Annotated in this window: 20 protein-coding genes; 10 read left to right on the top strand and 10 right to left on the bottom strand. The window is 61.3% G+C overall.

All coding sequences use genetic code 11. The features are described from left to right. Positions 1 to 14: 14 nt before the first annotated feature. The 3 genes from HP062_RS03235 to HP062_RS03225 all read right to left on the bottom strand — a co-directional run bounded on the left by HP062_RS03235 (position 15) and on the right by HP062_RS03225 (position 2,965). Positions 15 to 509 (bottom strand): tripartite tricarboxylate transporter TctB family protein, encoded by a 495-nt coding sequence (locus tag HP062_RS03235; RefSeq protein WP_172790812.1) that lies wholly within the window; start codon positions 507 to 509, stop codon positions 15 to 17. Further along, complete coding sequence (locus tag HP062_RS03230; protein ID WP_083376912.1) at positions 506 to 1,477, bottom strand: tripartite tricarboxylate transporter substrate binding protein; 972 nt, start codon at positions 1,475 to 1,477, stop codon at positions 506 to 508. Before HP062_RS03230 ends, HP062_RS03235 begins: the two co-directional genes overlap by 4 nt. A gap of 156 nt (positions 1,478 to 1,633) precedes the next feature. After that, entirely contained in the window at positions 1,634 to 2,965 is a 1,332-nt protein-coding gene (locus HP062_RS03225) for a PLP-dependent aminotransferase family protein (protein WP_172790811.1), read from the bottom strand. A gap of 91 nt (positions 2,966 to 3,056) precedes the next feature. Between HP062_RS03225 and HP062_RS03220 the strand changes: the two genes are divergently transcribed. From HP062_RS03220 to HP062_RS03195, 6 genes are all read left to right on the top strand, one after another. Further along, a complete protein-coding gene (locus tag HP062_RS03220; protein WP_042932113.1) occupies positions 3,057 to 3,953 on the top strand; it encodes a DMT family transporter in 897 nt (298 codons plus the stop codon). Between the two features lie 476 nt (positions 3,954 to 4,429). Then, positions 4,430 to 5,050, top strand: a complete 621-nt coding sequence (locus tag HP062_RS03215) for a LysE family translocator (RefSeq protein WP_172790810.1) — start codon at positions 4,430 to 4,432, stop codon at positions 5,048 to 5,050. Between the two features lie 73 nt (positions 5,051 to 5,123). Next, positions 5,124 to 6,164 carry a DMT family transporter gene (locus tag HP062_RS03210; protein WP_172790809.1) on the top strand — a complete coding sequence of 347 codons (1,041 nt, stop codon included), beginning with the start codon at positions 5,124 to 5,126 and terminating at the stop codon, positions 6,162 to 6,164. Between the two features lie 231 nt (positions 6,165 to 6,395). Next, on the top strand, positions 6,396 to 7,478 hold the full coding sequence (locus HP062_RS03205) for a bifunctional transcriptional activator/DNA repair enzyme AdaA (protein WP_172790808.1): 1,083 nt from the start codon (positions 6,396 to 6,398) through the stop codon (positions 7,476 to 7,478). A 40-nt stretch (positions 7,479 to 7,518) separates the two neighbouring features. After that, entirely contained in the window at positions 7,519 to 8,322 is an 804-nt protein-coding gene (locus tag HP062_RS03200) for an isocitrate lyase/phosphoenolpyruvate mutase family protein (RefSeq protein WP_172790807.1), read from the top strand. A gap of 5 nt (positions 8,323 to 8,327) precedes the next feature. Then, positions 8,328 to 8,945: a DNA-3-methyladenine glycosylase gene (locus HP062_RS03195; protein ID WP_172790806.1), complete on the top strand. Its 618-nt coding sequence runs from the start codon at positions 8,328 to 8,330 to the stop codon at positions 8,943 to 8,945. Positions 8,946 to 9,077: 132 nt separating this feature from the next. On the opposite strand, the gene HP062_RS03190 is transcribed toward HP062_RS03195, so the two are convergent. The 3 genes from HP062_RS03190 to HP062_RS03180 form a co-directional block, all read right to left on the bottom strand. Further along, a complete protein-coding gene (locus tag HP062_RS03190) occupies positions 9,078 to 10,175 on the bottom strand; it encodes an extracellular solute-binding protein (protein WP_010459725.1) in 1,098 nt (365 codons plus the stop codon). 2 nt (positions 10,176 to 10,177) lie between these two features. Next, on the bottom strand, positions 10,178 to 11,302 hold the full coding sequence (aguA, locus tag HP062_RS03185; RefSeq protein WP_172790805.1) for an agmatine deiminase: 1,125 nt from the start codon (positions 11,300 to 11,302) through the stop codon (positions 10,178 to 10,180). A gap of 100 nt (positions 11,303 to 11,402) precedes the next feature. Beyond that, on the bottom strand, positions 11,403 to 12,287 hold the full coding sequence (locus HP062_RS03180; RefSeq protein ID WP_077750496.1) for a LysR substrate-binding domain-containing protein: 885 nt from the start codon (positions 12,285 to 12,287) through the stop codon (positions 11,403 to 11,405). Here HP062_RS03180 and HP062_RS30935 point away from each other — a divergent pair. The 3 genes from HP062_RS30935 (at position 12,286) to HP062_RS03165 (ending at position 14,365) form a co-directional block, all read left to right on the top strand. Then, positions 12,286 to 12,939: a PaaI family thioesterase gene (locus HP062_RS30935; protein ID WP_256666082.1), complete on the top strand. Its 654-nt coding sequence runs from the start codon at positions 12,286 to 12,288 to the stop codon at positions 12,937 to 12,939. The genes HP062_RS03180 and HP062_RS30935 overlap by 2 nt on opposite strands. Positions 12,940 to 12,985: 46 nt before the next feature. After that, on the top strand, positions 12,986 to 13,474 hold the full coding sequence (locus tag HP062_RS03170; RefSeq protein ID WP_010459717.1) for a GFA family protein: 489 nt from the start codon (positions 12,986 to 12,988) through the stop codon (positions 13,472 to 13,474). Positions 13,475 to 13,576: 102 nt separating this feature from the next. Further along, on the top strand, positions 13,577 to 14,365 hold the full coding sequence (locus tag HP062_RS03165) for a MipA/OmpV family protein (RefSeq protein ID WP_172790804.1): 789 nt from the start codon (positions 13,577 to 13,579) through the stop codon (positions 14,363 to 14,365). A gap of 220 nt (positions 14,366 to 14,585) precedes the next feature. Here the strand turns inward: HP062_RS03165 and HP062_RS03160 are convergent, their stop codons facing one another. The 3 genes from HP062_RS03160 to HP062_RS03150 all read right to left on the bottom strand — a co-directional run bounded on the left by HP062_RS03160 (position 14,586) and on the right by HP062_RS03150 (position 17,365). Beyond that, the gene (locus HP062_RS03160; protein ID WP_172790803.1) at positions 14,586 to 15,872 is read right to left on the bottom strand and encodes an ATP-binding protein; all 1,287 of its coding nucleotides are present in this window, start codon (positions 15,870 to 15,872) and stop codon (positions 14,586 to 14,588) included. After that, positions 15,873 to 16,580, bottom strand: coding sequence for a winged helix-turn-helix domain-containing protein (locus tag HP062_RS03155; RefSeq protein WP_010459711.1), 708 nt, complete (start codon positions 16,578 to 16,580; stop codon positions 15,873 to 15,875). It lies immediately after the preceding gene. 176 nt (positions 16,581 to 16,756) lie between these two features. Next, the gene (locus HP062_RS03150; RefSeq protein ID WP_010459709.1) at positions 16,757 to 17,365 is read right to left on the bottom strand and encodes a tRNA-(ms[2]io[6]A)-hydroxylase; all 609 of its coding nucleotides are present in this window, start codon (positions 17,363 to 17,365) and stop codon (positions 16,757 to 16,759) included. Positions 17,366 to 17,526: 161 nt separating this feature from the next. On the opposite strand from HP062_RS03150, the gene HP062_RS03145 reads away from it, so the two are divergent. Then, positions 17,527 to 18,390, top strand: coding sequence for a universal stress protein (locus tag HP062_RS03145; protein WP_010459707.1), 864 nt, complete (start codon positions 17,527 to 17,529; stop codon positions 18,388 to 18,390). A 127-nt stretch (positions 18,391 to 18,517) separates the two neighbouring features. On the opposite strand, the gene HP062_RS03140 is transcribed toward HP062_RS03145, so the two are convergent. Continuing rightward, entirely contained in the window at positions 18,518 to 18,988 is a 471-nt protein-coding gene (locus HP062_RS03140) for a DUF1289 domain-containing protein (RefSeq protein WP_010459705.1), read from the bottom strand. Positions 18,989 to 19,160: the final 172 nt, after the last annotated feature.

Below are 19,160 nucleotides of genomic sequence, written 5' to 3'. Positions count from 1 at the left end.
CGTGCTTTACCTCCTCAGATCCAGGCGTTGATCAGGGGCGGAAGGGACACGCCGAGCCCGGCGTTGAACAGCCAGTAAATCGGCAGCGTCAGGGCAATGCCGATGGCGAGGTCGCGCACCGGGCGACGACTGCCAAACCCCCGGGCCGAACACGCGAACAACAACCCCGCCGACAGCACGAACCCGATGAGGTTGATCAGCACCGCCACGCCCAACAGGCCCGCGGTCACCCAGGCAGCCCCGAGTTTGCCCCCGGGCAGCGCCTTGGCAGACTCGTCTTCGTGATCGGCCAATTCGCGAAAACCACCGGTGACGGCCTGATAACACAGCAACAGACCGACCACACCGAGGAACACTGCTAATGCGTAGGGATAGACGTGAGCGCCGAGGATGACGAAACCCATTTCCTCAGGAAAGCGGTTGGCGCCGAGCGCCAACACTGTACTGATGGCGACCACACCGAGGCCAATCGCCAGTTGCACCGGCAGGATTCTACGAGTCGGGTTCATTTCGCAATCAACCCGACCTCGACCAGCATCGCGCGCAGCCGCACGTGTTCTTCGTCGACGAATTTGCCGAACTCATCGCCGGTCAGAAGGTTGGGCGCCCATTTATTGGTCTCGACATTGGCTTTCCAGCCATCGCTGGCGGCGGCGGCCAGCACGGCGTCCGTCACTTCCTTGCGCTGCTCGGGTGTGAGGCCCGCGGCACCGTAAACACCGCGCCAGTTGCCGATTATCACGTCGTAGCCATTCTCTTTGAGCGTTGGCGCGTCGATGCCAGCAATGCGCTCGGGCGCGCCGATGGCGAGCACCCGGAACTGGCCGTTGCGGATGTATTGGCCCAGTTCGGCATAACCTCCGGTGATCACCTTGATCTGGCCTCCGAGTACCTGCGCCACCACTTCGCCCCCACCCGCGAACGCCACGTAGTTCACCTTGTTAACGGGGATTCCCATTTTGCCGGCCAGGTCGGCGATCCCGATGTGATCAATCGACCCCTTGGAACCTCCGCCCCACGTGATGCTGGAGGGTTTGTCCTTGAAGGCTTTGAGCAAGTCCTCCAGGGTTTTGAACTCGGACTCCTTGCGTACGGCAATGACGTTGTATTCGGTGAACAGCCGGGCAATCGGTGTCACGTCCTTCAAGGTGATTTGCGGTTTGTTCTGTTCAATACCTGCGACCATGATCGCCCCGACCACAAGCAGCGCATTCGGGTCGCCCTTGGTGCTGTTGGCAAATTGCGCCAGCCCGAGCGTACCGCCAGCGCCGCCCTTGTTCTCGAAGGTGACGGATTTGGCCGCCTTGGCCTCGACCAGGGCTTTGCCCAGATCCCGTGCGGTCTGGTCATAGCCGCCACCGACCGAGCCAGGGGCCATGAACTTGACGGTGTCCAGCGCAAACGCCGGTGCAGCGAGCGCGGCAGCGGTGACGGCAATTGCCATGAAGCGGCTTGATCGACGGAGCAAGGCAAGCATAGGGACTCTCCCGATATTATTTTTGTGGGGTGCCGATTGAATCGCGCTCAGGAGCAAACCCTGCTCTCTGAACATGCGTCTGTGAACAAGCGTAGGTCATGGTTGTGGTTATGGGTGTGTGGCTAGCGAAGTGATCACACCCGGGCAATGACTTCGCTACGTGTACGCCCCGACCACCCGCTTCACTTTCTCCAGTGCCACGGCAAGTGCGCCCAAATCCACCGAACCCAGCGCCAGGCGGATTGCGTGGGGCACATGGACAGAAGTCGCAAACGGTTCGGCGGTCGAGACCGCCACCTGCTCGCGCATCAATGCCATGGCAATCTGGTCGGCCCGTGCGTCTTCCGACAAGGGCAGCCAGATAAAGTAGGAGGATGGATGGCGCACGAAGTGCAGGCCGGCCAGGTGCTGATCGGCTACGGCCTGGCGGGCCTGTGCGTCTGCACGTTTTTGCGCTTCGAGCTGGCTGACGGTGCCGTCATCGATCCACGCACACGCAATCGCCGTCATCACCCCGGGGGTATTCCAGGTAGTCGCCCTGATCGTGCGCTCCAGTGCGGGCACGGTTTGCAGGGGCGCAGCGACGAATCCGACGCGCAGGCCGGTGGCGACGCTCTTGGAAAAGCCTGAAACGTACACCGTTCTTTCGGGGGCCAGTTGCGCGAGCGGTGGCAGCGAGTCTTCGGCCAGGAACGCGTAGGCAGCGTCCTCGATGATGTGCAGGTCATACTGGCGCGCAATCGCCACCAGGCGTTCACGCTGATCGGCGGCCATCACCCATCCCAGCGGATTGTGCAGCGTCGGCATGGTGTAGACGGCTCGCACCGATCGGCTCCGGCAGAGCTTTTCCAGCGCCTCCAGATCCGGCCCGGTATCGGTCCCGGGAATGGGCACGACTTCCAGATGCAGCGTTTCAGCCAGCACCTTGAACCCTGGATAGGTCAAGGCGTCGGCCGCGATCACGTCACCCGGTTGCAGCAGCGCCATCAACGCCACCGTCAAACCATGCTGCGCGCCACTGACGAGCAACACCTGCTCGGCCTGTACCGTCAGCCCGCGCACCTCCAGATGGCGCGCGACCGATGCCCGCTCGTGCAGACGCCCCGCGTGCGGTTGATAGCGCAGATGGGATTCCAGGTCACCGGACAATGCGAGCTGACGCAAGGCATTGCGCAGCAGATCGGCCTGCCCCGGTACCGAGGGATAGTTGAAGTTGAGGTCGATCATCCCCGCCGCCACGCTGGGCTGATGAATGCCCAGGCTGGGCGGCAGCGAAGTCTCCCGGACGAAAGTCCCGCGCCCCGTTTCGCCACTGACGAGGCCCATGGCCTCCAGCTCTGCATAGACCCGGCTGGCAGTGACCAAGGCCAAGCCATGGCTGGCGGCGAGCAAACGATGAGTCGGCAGGCGCGTACCGGGCGGCAAACGCCCTGAGCGGATATCGGCTGCGAAGGCGTCCACCAGCGACTTGTACCGGGAGCGAGGCATAGGGAAATGTATCCATGACAATTTTTTGATTGTATCGATAGTCGGTCATACGATGCGCTGAACGCAACCCCGCCCCTTGAGTGGACGCCAAATGGAACGCACATCGAAGCTGCAAAACCAGACAGTGGAAAAGAACACCAGCGGGTTGATCAATGGACTCATCGGCGTCCTGATCTTCAGCGGTTCGCTGCCCGCGACACGGGTGGCCGTCCTGGAATTCGAGCCGGTCTTTCTGACCGTCGCCCGAGCCACCATCGCCGGCGTGCTGGCGCTGTGCATGTTGTGGCTGTTCAAGGAAAAGCGCCCTGCACGACACCAGTTCCTGCCCTTGGTCATCGTCGCGCTGGGCGTGGTGGTCGGGTTTCCGCTGCTGACGGCGCTGGCGCTTCAATATGTGACGTCCGCGCACTCCATTGTCTTCGTCGGCATGTTGCCGCTCGCGACCGCCGCGTTCGGGGTGTTGCGCGGCGGCGAGCGTCCCCGGCCGGCCTTTTGGTTCTTCTCGGTCCTGGGCAGTTTACTGGTGGTCGGGTTCGCCGTTTCCCAGGGACTCACCGCTTCGCCGGCCGGCGACATCCTGATGCTACTGGCCATTCTTGCCTGCGGCCTCGGTTACGCCGAAGGGGCGAAGCTTTCCAAAACCCTGGGCGGCTGGCAGGTGATTTCCTGGGCGCTGGTAGTGTCGCTGCCGATCGTGGCGCCACTGACCTGGTGGCTGACGCCCTCTTCGTTCTCGGGCATCAGCGCACCAGCCTGGTTGAGCCTGGCGTATGTGTCGCTCTTCAGCATGCTGATCGGCTTTGTATTCTGGTATCGGGGGCTGGCCCAAGGGGGGATTGCAGCCGTTGGGCAGCTGCAGCTGCTACAGCCGTTTTTTGGATTGGCGCTGGCGGCTACGCTGCTGCACGAGCAGGTTAGTCTCGGCATGCTGGGGGTTACCGTTGCGGTGATTTTGTGTGTGGTGGGTGCGAGGAGGTTTGCGAGGTAACGCGTCGGTGTCCTTGATTACTGGAGCCGCCACCGTTCGCGGTCAAACGAGTAGAGGTGGCAGCTGTACGCGGGTTGACCGACCGGAAATCAAGGAATCCGGCACACCCGAAGATGTCCCACGCACAGCCACCGCAAAAAAGCCGAAAGCTTTTCTTGGGCACTGGTGCGCCTTGATTGAGTCGGACGGTCAAATCCAGACGCTGAATTGGCAGCGACCCGGAAACGATAAAACCCAGGCCCAAGGCACACAAGCCGGCGGATTCTGGCGCAGCCGTAGGCAACGGCGCAAGGATTTGTAGCTTTCAGGAAGTAAACCCGACGGGTTTTAAACAAGCGCCCGCAAATCATGTTGAATAAGCAGGCGCGCACTCACGACAAACAACAAAAGTGTACGGCGACTTGCGTCCACCGCTGTACGGGGAAAGCCCCCGCCGGCCATGATAAAAATACCGCTCTCGTTACCGGAGACCTGTCATGGACATCGCCACGCTCACGCTGTTTATCCCCGCCTGCTTCGCCCTGAACATGGCGCCGGGCCCGAACAATCTGCTGTCGGTCAGCAACTCGACCCGCTACGGCTACCGCATCTCCTGTGTGGCGGGGATCGGGCGGTTGTTGGCGTTTGCCGGGATGATCGCCCTGGCGTCCGCCGGGTTGGCGGTGGTGCTGCAAACGTCCGAGTTACTGTTCTACGGCATCAAGATCGTTGGCGCGGCGTATCTGTTTTACCTCGCATGGCAATTGTGGCGCGCCGATCCTGGGGTCGAAAAAGCCACGACGGGTGCGTCGGTCGGCGTGTTGGCGCTGGCGCGACAGGAGTTTCTGGTGGCGGCCGGCAACCCCAAGGCGATCCTGATCTTCACCGCATTCCTGCCGCAGTTCGTCGACCCGACCCGGGCCGTGACGCCACAGTTTGCGCTGCTCGGTGCGTTGTTCCTGATGCTGGAATGGATCGCCATCAGCGCCTACGCCTACATGGGCCTGCACATGCGCCGCTGGTTTGCCGAGCCCCGGGGCAAGCGGCTATTCAACCGTTGCTGCGCGGGGTTGTTGTCGGCGGCGGCTTCGGTGCTGCTGATGGCGCGTCGGGCCTGATTCCAGGGGTTGACGGGATGCAGCGCAGGTTCAAACTGCGCTGCATCACTAATCAATACTCGCCGAGCCTCGAATGAACCTGAACGTTGTCTATGCCCTGAGCGCAGCCGCGCTGTTTGGGGCGAGTACGCCGCTGGCCAAGGTGTTGGGCCTGGACGTCTCGCCGATCCTGCTGGCTGGATTGCTGTATTTGGGGAGCGGGCTGGGCTTGACCCTCGTCAGGCTGATCCGCGACCGGGGCTGGCAGTCCAGCGGCCTGAAAGCGTCTGAATGGCCCTGGCTGATCGGTGCCATCGTGTTTGGCGGCGTGCTGGGGCCGGTGGCGCTGATGTTTGGTTTGACCCTGACCTCCGGCGCCACGGCCTCGCTGATGCTCAACCTCGAAGCGGTACTGACTGCCGTGCTGGCGTGGGTCGTGTTCAAGGAAAATGCAGACCGACGCATCGTCGCCGGGATGCTGGCCATTGTCGCGGGTGGATTGCTCCTGGCGTGGCCGCACGATTCGGCTCAGCCACAAGGCTGGATCGGGCCACTGGCGGTCGCACTGGCCTGCGCCTGTTGGGCGATCGATAACAACCTCACGCGCAAGGTGTCGGCCTCGGATGCCGTGTTCATCGCCGGGATCAAGGGGCTGGCCGCAGGGTTGGTGAACTGCTCGCTGGCGTTGCTGCTGGGGGCAAAACTGCCGCACATCACGGTAATCGGGCCGACGTTGATCGTCGGTTTCCTCGGCTACGGCATCAGCCTGGTGTTGTTCGTGCTGGCGTTGCGCGGGCTGGGCACTGCACGCACGGGCGCCTACTTTTCCACGGCGCCTTTTCTCGGCGCCGCCATCGCCCTCCTGCTGTTCGGTGAGACGGTTTCCCTGACGTTCTGGATCGCATCGTTGCTGATGGGCCTGGGCGTCTGGATACATCTCAGGGAGCATCATGCCCATGAGCATCAGCACGTGGCACTCACCCATGGCCATCGGCACGTGCATGACGAGCATCATCAACATGAGCATTCGTTCGAGTGGGACGGGACCGAGCCGCACAGCCACGAACATCAGCACACGCCGATCCGCCACAGCCATCCACACTTTCCGGACATCCATCATCGACACAAGCATTAGCAGGGAGGAAAAGTGCGTTGGTTTTGGTCGCGAGCATGTCTATAACAAAGACTCTTCGGAATTCGCCGGCACAAAAGCCATTGGGGACTGGCCGGCCCGTCGCGGGTGCATGGCACCGCACGTCGAACCGAAAATCGAATGGGACCGCATCGCCCCCCCTGTAACGAGTCAGCGAAATTCCCTGTCGATTTTCCGGTGGAGACGTCGCCCAACGGGCCTTATGCTCAGCCCATGAACCTACAAAACGCTTTGCTTCCGCCCCACGCCGAGATGGTTCGCGCCATGCTCGAACGAGACACCGCCTACGAGGGGGTGTTCTTTACTGCCGTGAAGACCACCGGAATCTTCTGCCGCCCCAGTTGCACGGCGCGCAAGCCCAAGCCGGAGAACGTCGAGTTCTTCGCCCACGCCGATGAGTGCCTGTCGGCGGGCTATCGCGCTTGCCTGCGCTGCAAACCGCTGGACGCCGCGGCCATTGCGCCGGACTGGGTGCAGGGGCTGCTCAAGTCGGTGGACAACGATCCCGACCTGCGCTGGACCGATGCCCAGTTATTGGCAGAGGGCATCGAGCCGCTGAAACTGCGCCGCTGGTTCAAGCAGCATTTCGGCATGACCTTCCACGCCTGGCTGCGCACCCGACGCCTGGGGATGGCGTTGGGCGGTATCAAACAGGGCGACTCCATCGACAATGCGGCGTTTGACTCGGGCTACGAATCCTTGAGCGGTTTTCGCGATGCGTTTCAAAAATCCTTTCACATCACGCCGGGCCGCGCGGCCAACAGCGAGCCGCTGTTGTTCACGCGCCTGACCACACCGCTTGGGCCGATGATCGCCATGGCCGAACGCCGTGGGCTGGTGCTGCTGGAGTTTCTGGATCGACCGGCACTGACCCGGGAAGTCGAAGAACTGCAGAAGCGTTACGGCTATGCCGTGGCGCCGGGACACAACGCCCATTTGCAGCAGATTGAAGCCGAACTGGCGCAGTATTTCGCCGGCAAACTCACTGAATTCACCGTTGCACTGCACTTGCCCGGCAGCGAATTTGCGCGGCAAGTCTGGGCCGAGTTGGCGAAGATTCCCTACGGCCAGACCAGCACCTACGGCACCATCGCCGCGACACTGGGCAAGCCCGGCGCCAGTCGCGCCGTGGGCCTGGCCAACGGGCAGAACCGTCTTTCGATTGTATTGCCCTGCCACCGGGTGATCGGTGCAGACGGCTCGTTGACGGGCTATGGTGGAGGGCAACCGCGCAAGGCGTTTTTGCTCCGGTTGGAAAAAGCCGCGGTGCAGCTGACCGGACAACTCGCATTCTGATCCCCTGATTTTCTGCAAACGTCATATGGAAGGACATTCGATGGACACTCGATTTCATCAACTGCACCGCGACGGCTTATTGATCCTGACTAACGTCGCCGACGCCACCGGGGCGCGCATCGTCGAGCAACTGGGCTGCAAGGCCGTGGCCACCAGCAGCGCGGCGGTGGCCTGGGCGCATGGATATGCGGACGGCAATGCCCTGCCCCTCGAACGCCTGATATCGACCGTCGAGTCCATCGCCCGGGTGATCTCGGTGCCGTTGACCGTCGACATCGAGGCCGGTTATTCCGACGACCTGACGCGGGTGGCCGAAGTCGTTGATGCGGTAATCGCGGCCGGCGCGGTGGGGATCAATATCGAGGACGGTGCCTGCGCGCCTGAGCTGCTGGTGCGCAAGATCGAAGTCGCCCGGCAGGTGGCCGGTCGGCGCAAGGTGAAGCTGTTCATCAATGCCCGCACCGACGTGTACTTAAGGGGCCTGGTGCCTGCCGAAGACCGCGTCGCCGAAACGCTCAGGCGTGCCGCGTTGTATCAGGCGGCGGGGGCTGACGGGCTGTTTGCGGCGGGCGTCACGGCGGAGTATGAAATCGCTGCCCTGTGCCAGGGCACACCGCTGCCGGTGAATGTGCTCGGGTTGCCGGGGTTGCCATCGCCTGAAGCGCTGCAAGCACTCGGCGTGCGACGCCTGAGTGCCGGCTCGGGCATCGCCGAATTTCTGTATGGCGCCATGGCGTCCCTGGCCAAAGGTTTTCTGGAAACTGGCAAACTCGACAGCAGCCACCTCAAGGCCTTCACGTATGGGGAAATCAATGCCCTGCTGAAACCTGCCGGGAACGCTTGATCGCCATGCCCGATCCCTATCTGCCCGCGACCGGGTTTCTGTCATCAATCGATGACGACTGGCGGCGCCACATCGCCGCCGTTGGCCCCTGCCTGCATGAGCCCCACGCAGCTCGCGATCCTTATGAATCGCTGGTGCGGGCGATTGCCTATCAGCAACTGCACGCCAAGGCCGGGGATGCGATTATCGGCCGGCTGCTGGCGTTGTTTCCGGCGACGACGTTTCCAAGGCCTGAGCAGATTCTGGCGACAGGCTTTGATCCACTGCGCAGTTGCGGGTTTTCCGCGGGCAAGATCGCGACCATTCAAGGGATTGCGCAGGCGGCTCTGGACGGTGTCGTACCGGATTACGCCACCGCACTGGCGATGGACGATGAGGCGCTGATCGAGCGGTTGATTACCTTGCGCGGGGTTGGGCGCTGGACGGTCGAGATGCTGCTGATTTACAGCCTGGATCGCCCGGATATTTTGCCGGCGGATGACTTTGGGGTGCGTGAAGGGTATCGCCGGCTGAAGGGCCTGGAGGTGCAGCCGACGCGTAAGCAGATGGTGGAGATTGGCGTGGCGTGGCGTCCGTATCGGACGGTGGCTTCCTGGTATTTGTGGCGGATGACCGGCAAATAAACCGGGTTATCGTTCATCGCGAGCAAGCCGGCTCCCACAAGGATTTTTGTGTACGCAGCATCTGTGCCCGACCTGTGGGAGCTGGCTTGCCCGCGAAGGCGATTGCCCATTCACCGCATCACTCAAAGCCGATCACAACCCGGATTTCAACCGACTGAACGCCCGAATCAGCGCCCGGTTGAACGCCTTGCCATTGTCATTCTTGCTATACAACGAAGCCCTCACCTGCGCCGACGGATACGTCCCTGGATCGTTACGAATCGCCGGATCAATCAACCCGTCCGCCGCCGTAATCGCATTGGCATAGTGAATGGTGTCCGTGATCGGCGCAATCACTTCGGGTGTCATCAGGTAATCCATCAACGCCAGCCCGGCCTCGGGGTGCGGTGCATCCTTGGGAATGACCATGGCGTCAAACCAGATCAACGTGCCCTCCTTCGGTATCCGGTAACTGAGTTTGAACGGTTTGTTCGCCGCCTCGGCCTGCCCGGCCGCGATGGCCACGTTACCGTTCCACGACATCGCCACGCAGGTATTGCCGTTGGCCAGGTCGCTGATGTTCAGGTCATTGTCGAAGTAGCGGATGTACGGCCGGATCTTCGCCAATTGTTGTTCGGCCAGTTTCAGGTCATCGAGGTTCTGGCGGTTGATGTCCAGGCCCATGTACTTCATGACCGCGGCAAACACCTCGTTCGGGTCGTTGAGCAGACTGACCCCGCAATCGGCAAATTTCGACACCACGGCCGGGTCGAACAGCATCGCCCAGCTGTCCCGTGGCGCATCGGGCAAACGCTGTTTGATCGCCTCTTCCTGATAGCCGACCCCGGTAGTGCCCCAGGCGTAGATCCCGGCATAACGATTGCCCGGATCGAACGCCGCCATGTGCTGGCGGAATTCTTCGCCGACGCCAGCAAAGTGCGGCAGCCGTTGCAGGTTCAGTGTTTGAATCGCCCCGCTCTGGATCGCCCGGGACAGGTGCTGCCCCGCCGTCAGCACCAGGTCATAACCGCTGCGGCCGGTCAGCAGTTTGGTCTCGGCAGTTTCAAGGGAGTCGAAGTGATCGACCACCACATGGATGCCGGTTTTCTTCTCGAAATTGGCCAGGGTATCCGGGGCCAGGTATTCGCCCCAGATGTACAGGTTCACCACCGGTTTCGCGGTGTCGGCGGCCTGCACACACATGGGTGCAAGCACCAGCAATAACGCTTGAGTCAGTTTGTGCAGGCCCATGATTAAACTCCCTTCCTGTTATTGGCGGGGGCGGCGTATTGCGGCATGGTGATGCACGCAACGTTGCCGCCACCGAGGAGGATTTCCCGGGAGTTTTCGATGCCGACAATTGTGTGCTGCGGGAACAATTCGGCCAGCGTCGCCTGCGCCGCCTGATCGTTGCGATCACCAAACAGCGGCACCACGATCGAGCTGTTGCCGGCGTAGTAGTTGATGTACGACGCGCAGATTTGGGTCCCGGCCTGACGGGTATGGGTGCTGTCTTGCTGGTCCAGGCCTTCGGCTTCTTCAGCGGTCCACTCCAGCACATCCGGTTGCGGCAGCTTGTGCACGATCAACTCGCGGCCACGGCTGTCGCGAGTGCTGCGCAAAATGTCGTAGGCCTCTTGATAGATTTCCCACTGCGGGTCATCGCGATTATCGGTCCATTGCAGCACCACTTCGCCGGGGCGCACGAAGCAGGCGAGATCGTCGACGTGGCCGTCGGTTTCGTCGAACTTGCAACCCCGTGGCAGCCAGATGATTTGCTCGGCACCGAGGTAATCGGTCAGGCGACGGGTCACTTCTTCCTTGCCCAGATGTTGGTTGCGATTGCGGTTGAGCAGGCATTGCTCGGTGGTGAGGATGCTGCCCTGGCCGTCACTCTGGATCCCGCCCATCTCGGCAATCAACGGCGCGCGATAACGGTCGAAACGCTCGATTTCGAGGATCTTGCTGGCGATCTGATCGTCCTTGTCCCACGGGTAGTACAACCCGCCGTCGAGACCGCCATAGGCGTTGAACTCGAAGTCGACGCCGCGCACTTCACCGCTGTCGTCGTTGACCACAAAGCACGGGCCACTGTCGCGGAACCAGGTGTCGTTGCAGGTCATTTCCACCACGCGAACCTGAGGCGGCAACTGGCGGCGAGCGGTGGCGAACTGGGCGGCGGAAGCACACACCGTCACGGGTTCGCTCTGGGCAATGGCGGTGACGATCTGCACCCAGACTTTCTGCGCAGGCTTGGCACCGTTGCGCCAGACGTCGGTACGTTCCGGCCAGCCGAGCCAGCAACCGGCCTTGGTTTCGAATTCGCCGGGCAGGCGGAAGCCGTCGAGTTTCGGGGTGGAATCGAGCAAACGTGCCATGGTCAGACCTCATCAGCGGGGATTGGAATGACCACAGGCTAAGGTCGTCGGCGCCCTCCTCGCCAACGATGATTATTTCGGAATACTTGAATTCAACTCATCAATCGATCAGCTGATCGTTGAACCACTCCAGCATCTGCGCCACGGCCGGACGCTCCAGACGCACCCGCTCACACACCAGTGCATATTGCCCGAGCGCGGTCATGCTGGCGGTGAATGGCCGGACCAGACGACCGCTGAGCAAGTCTTCCTGAGCCGTCAGATTGTCGCCCATGGCCACGCCCTGCCCTTGCGCCGCCGCTTCCAGCGCCAGGCCCGCGTGGGCGAAATACAGTTGGCGTTCGGGACGCTGATCGCCGGCATGACTGGTGAGCCAGGCGGTCCAGGTCTTGCCGTCCTGATCGTCGTGCAGCAGGCAATGGCGCGCCAGGTCCTTCGGGGTTTTCAGGGTGCCTTGGTTGAAGAGGCCGGGGCTGCACACCGGGAAAAATTGCAACGCCGGCAAGGGACGGACGAAGTACGCGCTGCTGTCGACCGGGCCCGTTCCATACGTGATCGCCAGGTCGATGTCCTCCCCCGGCGCCGTGGCGTCGATCGGTTGTTCGTAGAGGTGCAGCGTGATGTGCGGATAGCGCGCATAGAAGTCCGTGAGCCGACTCATCAGCCACTTTTGCGCCAGCTCGGCGGTGACCGCCAGGCGCAACACCGCCAACGACGACGGGTCGCGCAATTCATCGCAGGCCTCGCCGATCAGTTCGAAGGCGTGCTGCAGGCTTTGCATCAATCGCCCCGCGGCCATGGTCGGGCGGATTTGTCGGCCCTCGCGGATGAACAGCGAAACGCCCAGGTGCTCTTCGAGCTGGCGGATCTGATGGCTGACGGCACTGTCGGTGACGCACAACTCGGCGGCGGCCCGGCCGAAATGGGCGTGACGGGCGGCGCATTCGAAGGTTCTGAGTGCTGCTAAGGAAGGCAGTCGTCGCATGAATTCAGCCCCGGTGATGAAGGCAACCATGCTGCCTTGGGCATGGGTGGGCGTCCAGCGGGACCGCGCTATCGTTCTTCGCGAGCAGGCTCACTCCTACAGGGGAATGCATTTCAACTGTAGGAGCGAGCCTGCTCGCGAAGGCGGCACATTCACCACAAATCCTGCGGCCCATCACCCTCCCTTATCCACCATGACTTCCCCCGGAACCCGGCGCATGTTGGTGTCTCAACCGGAGGGATTCGACATGCTCGACGCACTCAAACACATCAATTCAACCTCAGCCTTCAACCGCTGGGCAGGCTTCGAAGTGACCGCAGCCGCGAGCGGTGAAGCCGAGCTGACCCTGGCTTTTCGCGAGGCCGACATGGCGCAATACGCAGGCTTTCTGCACGCCGGCCTGATCGGCGCGCTGCTCGACACGGCCTGCGGATTCGCCGCAGGGACGGTTGCCGGCAACGTGCTGGCTTCACATTTTTCGGTCAACTGCCTGGCACCCGCCATTGGCGAAGTGTTCATCACGAGGGGCCGGGTGGTGAAGGCCGGCAAAAAGCAGGTGTTTGCCCGCGCCGAGTTGTTCGCGCAAACCGGCGACCAGCTGAAGCTGGTGGCGACCGGTGATGCGATTCTGGTGCCGGTCGACGTCCGCTGACGGTCTAGGCTGTCTGGGGTAAACCCAACCCTTGTCGGAGGTTCCCATGCAGCTCGAAGGTTCCTGCCACTGCAGCGCTGTGTCGTTCAGTTTGACCAGCGCCCACCCCTACCCTTATCAGCGTTGCTACTGCTCGATCTGCCGCAAGACTCAGGGCGGTGGCGGTTACTCGATCAATATTGCCGGTGATGCCGCCAGCCTGAAAGTCCGCGGCCGCAAGCACATCGCGATTTATCATGCACGACTCAAGGACGAAGGCGACAAACGCGCCCACAGCAGCAGCGCCGAACGGCATTTCTGCAGCCTTTGCGGGTCAGGTTTGTGGCTGTTCAGTCCTGAGTGGCCGGAGCTGATCCACCCGTTTGCCTCGGCCATCGACACGCCATTGCCGGTGCCACCGGAACACACGCACTTGATGCTCGGCTCCAAGGCGCCGTGGGTGGAAGTCGAGGCGCATCCTGCAGACCAGCAATTCGACGTCTACCCCGAGGAGTCCATCGCCCAATGGCATGAACGCCTGGGTTTGAGCCGCTAAAGCCGCTTCACAGTCTTTGACAGTTTCCCGACAAAGCTCTCAAAGATTGCCGGCCGGCGGCCGCCTAGCATGGGCGCATCCAACCTCCCCTCGGGTGCTCCCATGTTACGTTCGATGTGTCTGTCGTTGACTTCGTTTTGCCTGCTGCTTCCCACCGACTCATTACACGCTGAAGACTGGCAATACACCTTGCGCGCCGGTGCCGTCAGCGCGCCGCGGTACAGCGGCAGCGACGAGCGCGTAGTGGCGCCGCTGCTGGGCGCCAAGGTTATCAGCCCCTATGGCCTCTTTCTGGACACGGAAAAGGGTTTGGGCTGGGCTTTTGATGAGGACGACTTCGGCCTGAGCGTGTACATCGGCGCGAGCGATGTGCGCAAGGATCGCAAGAGCGGGTTCAAAGGCTCGGACGAGCTCAACGGCATGGGCTCGATCAAGTCGCGGCCGGCGTTGGGTCTGGACGGGACTTACCACATGGGCCCGATCATTCTCGGGGCCCGTTTCGAGCATGCGCTGGAAAAGGACGATGACGATCACGACACCGGTTCATCCTGGAATCGCCTGAAGCTGAGCATCAGCGCGCCGTTTTATGAGGGCGACTATGGCAAGGTCGTGGGCAGCCTGAACAGTCAGTTTGGCGACAGCCATTACGTGCGCACCTGGTATGGCGTCAGTGCGGCGCAGGCTTCGCGCAGCCAGTTCAGGACGCATGACACTCGCGGAGGGTTGGTGAGTCGAGGGGCGGAGTTGAGCTGGTCGATGCCGATTGATGATCAGTGGAGTGTGTCGACGGTGCTGGCCGCGCAGTATCTGGCAGGTTATGCGGCCGACAGTCCGATTGTCGAGCGGCGCATGCAGACCTCTTTGGCTGGGCAGGTCGTGTACACCTTTTAGCGCTTCGGTGTTGCGAATGGCCCCATCACGAGCAGGCTCACTCCTACACTTGGAATGCATTCCCCTGTGGGAGACTTCGGTGGGTGGGCAGGTGGTGTACACCTTTTAGCTCTTCGGTGTTGCGGATGGCCCCATCGCGAGCAGGCTCACTCCTACACTTGGAATGCATTCCCCTGTGGGAGTGAGCCTGCTCGCGATGGGGCCGGTGAGATCAACGCAATCAATCCAGATGCGCCCACGTCATGCGAAACGACGCCCCACCCCAAGGCGAATCCCCCACTTCCACCTGCCCGCCATGGGATTGCGACACCCGCCGCACCAACGCCAACCCCAAACCAAACCCACCTGTGCGGCGATCACGGCTGGCGTCCAGGCGCGAGAACGGTTCGAAAATTTTCTCGCGCCCGTCCACCGGCACACCCGGCCCATCATCGTTGACCCGCACTTCGTAGTGATCACCGGTACGGACCAACGACACCTCCACCCGCTCATCGGCATAACGAATGGCATTGCGCAGCAGGTTGATCACCGCCCGGGCCATGAAGCGTGGCTCAATGCGAACCTCATCGACCTGACACTCGACAATCAACAACTGCACCCCGGCAGCCTCAGCCTCAAGGGCCACGCTGCCGACCACGCTGTCCAGCCAACTGTTGGCCTGGATGTTTTCCCGGCTGATGACCGCAGCGCCGCGCTCAAGGCTGGCGTAGGTCAGCAGCTCGGAAACCATTTCTTCCAGCTCGCCCAGGTCGGCGTACATGTCGGCAATCAGTTCGCGGTTCTGGGTCGGATCGGGTTGTTGCTTGAGCTGATCGAGTTCGAATGACAGCCGGGCAATCGGCGTGCGCAACTCGTGGGACACCGCGTTTGTCAGTTCGCGCTGATTGGCGATCAAGCCTTCGATGCGCGCCGCCATCAGGTTGAAGTGCTCGGCCAGGTCACGAATGTTCGAGCGTTTGGACAGCTGGATCCGCGACGACAGGTCGTTATCGCCAAAACGTTCGGCCGCCAGGCGCAGTTTCTCCAGATCTCGCCAATGCGGGCGTACCCAGAACATCAACACAAAACCGATCATCACCGCGATCATCAGATACGCCGCGGCAATGTAGAACGGCATCAGACTGGGCTCGGCCGGCAGCTTGATGCTGAGCAACTGCGAACCCTCGTCAATGCGCGAGATGAACTGCGTGTACTTGTCACGGATCACCAGCAGCCCTTGGGCCAACTCGGCTTTCTCCTGATCGGTCAGGGACAGTTGACGGCTCTCGACCAGCGTCAGGCCCAAGCCATAGTGCGGGCGCACCGCTTCCAGTTCGCGCTCCCGGTCTGACCCGTCCAGATCGCGCAACTGCTCGGCCAGTGACCAGGCCTGGCCACGCACCGCCTCGCGGTTGTAGCTCTGCATCTGATCATCGAGAAGTGCATCGAACGTGCGCTCGACCGTTTGCAACCCCAGTACCAGGCCGACCGTCATCACCAGAAACAGCCCAAGAAATAACCGCAGCATTTACAGCTCCCACGCAAACGGATTGAACAGGTAACCCTTGCCCCAGATGGTCTTGATGCACACCGGTTCGCGCGGGTTGTCCTTGAGCTTGCCGCGCAACTTGCTGATGTAGACGTCGACACTGCGGTTGAGGCCGTCAAACGCAATACCGCGCATGCGGTTGAGGATGTCGTCGCGGGACAGAACCTTGCCGGCAGCGCTGGCCAGCAACCACAGCAGTTCGAATTCCATGGTGGTCATTTCGATGACCTCCCCCGCCAACCGCACTTCGCGACAGCTGCGGTCGATGCTCAGGTTGCCGAATTCCAGGGCGCTGCACACGCCGCTGTCCGGCGCCTGACGCCGTTGCAACGCACGCAGGCGGGCCAGCAATACAGGCGGTTTGATTGGTTTGATCACGTAGTCGTCGGCACCGGACTCCAGGCCGAGGATGTGATCGAGGTCATCTTCCTTGGCCGTCAGGATGACGATCGGCGTGTCGGACACGCTGCGGATCTCGCGGCACACATGCAGGCCGCTCTGCCCCGGCAGCATCAGGTCGAGCACGACGATTTTCGGTTTGAATTCGAGGAACGCGGCCAACGCGAGGTCGCCGCGGTGAACCTGGCGGACCTCAAAGCCATGTTGGGACAGGAAATGCGCGATCAGCCCGGCGAGCTTCTCGTCGTCTTCCACCAGCAATACTTTGCCAAAACCCAGGTTATCCATAACGACCGTCTGCCAACCCTTGTGAAAAGTGGGCGGCATTATGGCGCCAATCGGTGACGGGACGGTGATGACGGGCAGCAAAAACCGGCCTCGAGGGCCGGTTTTCAGTGATCTTTCATACTCTTAAGAGTTTTTAACAATTCAGTCGCAAAAGATTGCAACGTGCGGAGGGCGAATCACGCCGATGCCGGGACACCGCTGTGAAAACGGAACTCCACGTCCGGCGACTCGATCAGTTCCTGCTCGGCGGCACGGACCCGGTCAATGACTTGCGCAACATCCTTGGCATCACCGTACTGGTAAGCCAGTTTCAGGTAACCCTGGAAATGCCGCGCTTCGCTTTTCAGCAAGCCGAAATAGAACTTGCCCAGTTCTTCGTCCAGATGCGGCACCAGCGCCTCGAAACGCTCGCAGCTGCGGGCTTCGATAAATGCGCCGACCACCAGCGTGTCCACCAGCTTGACCGGCTCGTGGCTGCGCACCACTTTGCGCAGGCCCGAGGCATAACGCCCGGCGGACAGCTGACGCAGCTCGATCTTGCGCTTTTTCATCAGGCGCATGACCTGCTCGTGGTGCACCAGCTCTTCCCGGGCCAGGCGCGACATCAGGTTGATCAGGTCGACATGGGAGTGATACTTGGCGATCAGGCTCAACGCCGTGCTGGCCGCCTTGAACTCACAGTTCTTGTGGTCGATCAGCAAGGTGTCCTGATCGGCAAGCGCGGCCTGGACCCAGCCATCGGGGGTTCGGCAGCCGAGGAACTCGTGAATTTCGGGAAGGATCATGGGGCTCACGGAATAAAAGGTCTGAATCGAAGGGCGCCGATTATACCGGCCTGCCGCCAGACCACCAGTCGCCGCCGTTGATATGCATCAAGTACCGGGTTGGCGGTGACCAACTATAGTTGTCCAACGCAGTATTTTTTACCTTCCTGGAGATCCCGATCATGCAAGCCATTCGCAGCATCCTGGTGGTCATCGAACCCGAACACTCGGAAAGCCTGGCGCTCAAACGGGCCAAACTGATTGCAGGCGTGACCCAGGCGCATCTGCATCTGCTGGTGTGCGATCGCAAGCATGACCACAGCGGCATGTTGGGCGTGCTCAAGGCGGCACTGTTACAGGACGGCTACAGCGTCACCACCGAGCAGGCCTGGAATGAGAGCCTGCATGAAACCATCGTCGATGTGCAGCAGGCGGAAGGCTGCGGGCTGGTGATCAAACAGCATTACCCCGACAGCCCGTTGAAAAAAGCCCTGCTGACCCCGGCGGACTGGAAACTGCTGCGTTATTGCCCGACGCCGGTGCTGCTGGTGAAAACCTCTAAACCGTGGACCGGCGGGGTCATTCTCGCGGCCATTGACGTCGGCAATGCCGATGGCGAACACCGCACGTTGCACGCCACCATCGTCGATCACGGTTACGACATCGCCAGCCTGGCCAAGGCCAAACTGCACGTGGTCAGTGCCCATCCGTCACCGATGCTGTCGGCGGCGGACCCTACGCTGCAGCTCAGCGAAACCATCGAGGAGCGCTATCGCGAGCAGTGCAAGGCCTTTCAGGCCGAGTTCGATATCGATGATGATCACCTGCACATCGAGGAAGGTCCGGCGGATGTGTTGATTCCGTTCATGGTGCACAAGCTGCAGGCGGCGGTGACGGTGATTGGCACTGTTGCGCGGTCCGGGTTGTCCGGAGCGTTGATCGGGAATACGGCGGAAGTGGTGCTGGATGCGGTGGAGAGCGATGTGCTGGTGCTGAAGCCGGATACGATCATGGATCATCTGGAGGAGATTGTGACGCAGCATTGAGATTTGCGGCGTCGGGTAGTACGCCTTCGCGGGCAAGCCTCGCTCCTACAGGGTTTGTGTTGATCACACCCGTTGTGTACGACACACCCCCTGTAGGAGCGAGGCTTGCCCGCGAAGCACTTAATGTTCAGCCGCCAAAAGCGTCTTTCAGAAACCCCGGCGCAATGTAGCGCTGATAATGCGCCTCAGAGAGCAAAAAGAATTCCCGATCAATGGCGTCACGCAATTCCGGCAGGTTCCAGTCGCGAAACTCCGGCATCAGCACCATCCCGTAGGCTTCCAGGTTATTGATGACCCGCGCACCACGGGCGATCAGCTGATAAGCCCAGCAATACTCGGATTGATGCGGCACAAAGCGGATCTTGCGCTGCTCCAGTTGCAAGCGCAGGCGCTGCGGGTCGAAAATTTCCAGCTTGCTGGCCATCACCTGGGACAACAACTGCTCAAGACGCAGCCACACCGCGCGCTTTTCCTCCTCGTTGTAACCATTCCAGTTGATCACTTCATGGTGGAAACGCTTGCAGCCACGGCACACCAGATCACCGTAAACAGTGGAACAGAGGCCGACGCAGGGGGTCTTGATGGTCTGATTGGGCATAGGTCAGGAGGACACGGGAAAGCAGAACAGGCCGGCATGTTAGCCCTTTGTCTAACATTGATCACCCCTCAATCTTGAGGGGCCAACTTACCTTTAATTTTTTTTTGCCGTAGAATCAGCCAGCCTTTTAAGGCGCCAATGTCCGTTAGAAGCTGTTTTCAAAGCGTCACGA

This window comes from Pseudomonas sp. B14-6 (genome assembly GCF_013260315.1).
In the GTDB taxonomy this organism is placed as follows: domain Bacteria; phylum Pseudomonadota; class Gammaproteobacteria; order Pseudomonadales; family Pseudomonadaceae; genus Aquipseudomonas; species Aquipseudomonas mandelii.
The sequence above is the reverse complement of the archived record's forward strand: the minus strand, read 5'-3'. Positions and strand labels throughout refer to the sequence as shown.